This is a genomic window from Serratia sp. (in: enterobacteria) (genome assembly GCF_046715635.1).
Classification (GTDB): domain Bacteria; phylum Pseudomonadota; class Gammaproteobacteria; order Enterobacterales; family Enterobacteriaceae; genus Chania.
In genome coordinates, this window is record NZ_JBKJYW010000389.1 from 1 (window position 1) to 2,698 (window position 2,698).

The window sequence follows — 2,698 nt, forward strand, 5'->3', positions numbered from 1 at the left end:
TGAAATCGCGCCCTGTATCAGCCGGGCATTGAACGCGCTCCATCATATTCCGGAAGAGATCACGGCATACAGCGGTGCATTGACCGGTGCCGTACGCGTGGGTGCCCTGCCATTAAGCCGGGCACGCCTGCTGCCGCAAGCCATGATCAAGCTTATTTCCCGCCACCCAGATATAAAAATAGTCACTAATGAGAGTGGATTTACTGCTCTGGTAGCTGAACTGCGCGCCGGTGAGATAGATTTCATTATCGGTGCCTTGCGCAATGAAGAAATGCTGTTAGATATCCACAGCGAAATGCTCTTTGGAGAAGAGCTGATTTTGCTGGCTCGGCCTAATCATCCTCTATCTGGGCGCGAGCTAAAAAACGAAGAGCTACGTGATATACAATGGGTTTTACCGCGTAGTCACGCACCATCACGTCACCTGCTGGAAACCGTATTCGACAAAATGGGGCTCGCATCGCCCAGGCCGGTAGTAGAAAGCGGCGATCCCGCGGTGGTACGTGCGCTGCTGCTTGATTCAGATATGGTTGCGGTAGTGTCCTCTCATCAACTAGATTATGAAGTTTCAGAAGGCATTCTCAAACCGCTGCAGATCCGCCTGGCAGGTACACGACGGGAGATTGGTCTGATGACTCGGCAGGGAGCCTTGAATTCACCCGCAACAGAAACACTAATCCACTGCATTCGCGAAGTTATTCGCTCAGGTAAATATAAATAAACCGCTCTGATACCCCTAGTTGGTACTGTTTGGGCCGAGTAACCGGGCGCAATGGTCACCCTGGCAGGCACCACATACCCTGTTGTGGGCGGGTGAAAACCGCTCGCTGCCTACACCCGAGGAGGTGGGTAACTCACGAACTGGATTCCGTCCTCGATCACGTTACCCTCCACGTATTTTTCTGAGAGCACCGCGATATTCAGCCGTTGCTCGTGCTAAATTCGCTGAATTTAATTGGTTTATACTTGAAAAAAAGTACCCTATGGAAAAGATCGATATAATCATGACGGGAATAATCTCAATGAAACGTTCATTAAATAAATTAATGCTCAGTGGGTGTTAGGTCAGTACGGGTTATCTCAAATAATTGAGGTTGGAAAAGTTTCAGTGGCCGCATAACGGCAGAAAAAAAGTAGACATGGTTATAGATAAGTACCGTCTGTCGGTGCATTTTCTATATCACTCACTTTGGTTTATTAGCACCGTTTTATCGTGACTACTCTTTCTTCTTTAAGAATATCCCTTCAAGAATACGACAAGGAATCTTAATGATTCCTCAGTGTTACTCATCACTGTGAGTTATGACTGGCATCTACCGCTACCTCGTATCTGCGGTGCCATATCAATGAGGTGGGTTAAATAAATAAGTTATAGATATCAAGTCGATAGGTTAGATGTAACCGACATAAAAATAGTTAAGTTGGCTTTTTTATAATCTTTCAATGAAATTATTTCAGATTTGGTGATGACGCATCAGATACAACGACTTGGGTGTAATAAAATGAAGCTTAACGCTATCGTAGTTTTACGTGGCTAAGATCACGCACTTTATCAGCATAACTAAAAATGGGTGATTTTAAATGGCTTACAAATTATATGGTTATGTGTATTTCAGTCTTAAATGTCGCGATTTAAAATAAAATGGTTTTTTTTGCTATATAAACATAACCACCATAAGATTAAGGGTATAGGCTATTTTTGGGTGTTTTTTTAGCAGAAAATAGCGTTGTTTTAATAAGTAATGGACTTCTTAACTGGTTTGGGTTCGGTGGGAGCGGCTGATGAAAGCAATTATAGGGGATTTTTAGCTTATGGATAACTTTAGGACTTCTCTTATAATGCGCCTAGAATTCAGATTAATCCTTACTGGCTCTAAGAATAAATAAGATTAGAACTGAGAGGGGTAAAATGATGACTAATGGCAGGGAAGAAAAACTTTAAGGCTTCATCATTAACGGTAATGTCCAGTTGGATATTGCTAATCGGAGATTATCACGCTTCTATTCTCCTACGGAAAAATCTGCTTTGTTTGCTTATGTGTTGCTAAATAAAACCATGCTCCAGTTACTCATTTACCTGTTGGAAAATGCCTGCAGGAATGAAATATCCTCAAAGGAGGATATTCTAAGACATTTATGGGATGAACAAGAGGACTTTTCTTCCAATCAAAGATTATGGCAGGTAATGAAAGATTTGAAGCTAAAATTGAGAGCCATTGAGCTTCCAAGTGATTTTATTGTCTCAATTAAAGGAAAGGGGTACTCGGTAAAAGAATATTCTATTGTTGCATTGTTTTATAAGTAACTGGCCCTGTCGTCATTGGGTGTATCAATGCTGTGTCTATGACATGGATATCACTTTATAACTCTAATGAGTGTCGAGCGTTGTGTAAATAACGGATTCGCTAATGGCTTGATATTGTAAAAAATAACAAGCATGTAATTTCTATATTTGAGATTAAAAAAATATTCAAAAATAAAACCGGAAGAAAATATGTTGTGTATTATTGAAAATAGAGTAAGGGGGAATGAGATAAGAAAAATTTAAATTTGTGTCACCAGTGTAAAAACAACGTTTACTCATTATCTAACGCATTATTTCCTATGGGAGATGATGGCGTTAATCAACGCGTTTTTTAAGGAATAAAAATATTATGAAAAAGACTCTGATCGCTGTAGCACTACTTTCTTCTTCTGT

The 2,698-nt window shown here is 40.6% G+C and carries 2 protein-coding genes and 1 pseudogene; all 3 read left to right on the forward strand.

Annotation, left to right across the window (positions count from 1 at the left end; translation table 11 throughout):
• Positions 1-721 (forward strand): LysR substrate-binding domain-containing protein (locus tag ACLQ7H_RS20245; protein WP_411754215.1); only part of this gene is annotated, 721 nt, incomplete at its 5' end.
• A 19-nt stretch (positions 722-740) separates the two neighbouring features.
• A pseudogene (locus ACLQ7H_RS20250) lies at positions 741-863 on the forward strand (putative lipopolysaccharide heptosyltransferase III); the annotation flags it as partial.
• 1,106 nt (positions 864-1,969) lie between these two features.
• Positions 1,970-2,305, forward strand: a complete 336-nt coding sequence (locus ACLQ7H_RS20255; protein WP_411754216.1) for a winged helix-turn-helix domain-containing protein — start codon at positions 1,970-1,972, stop codon at positions 2,303-2,305.
• Positions 2,306-2,698 lie beyond the last annotated feature (393 nt).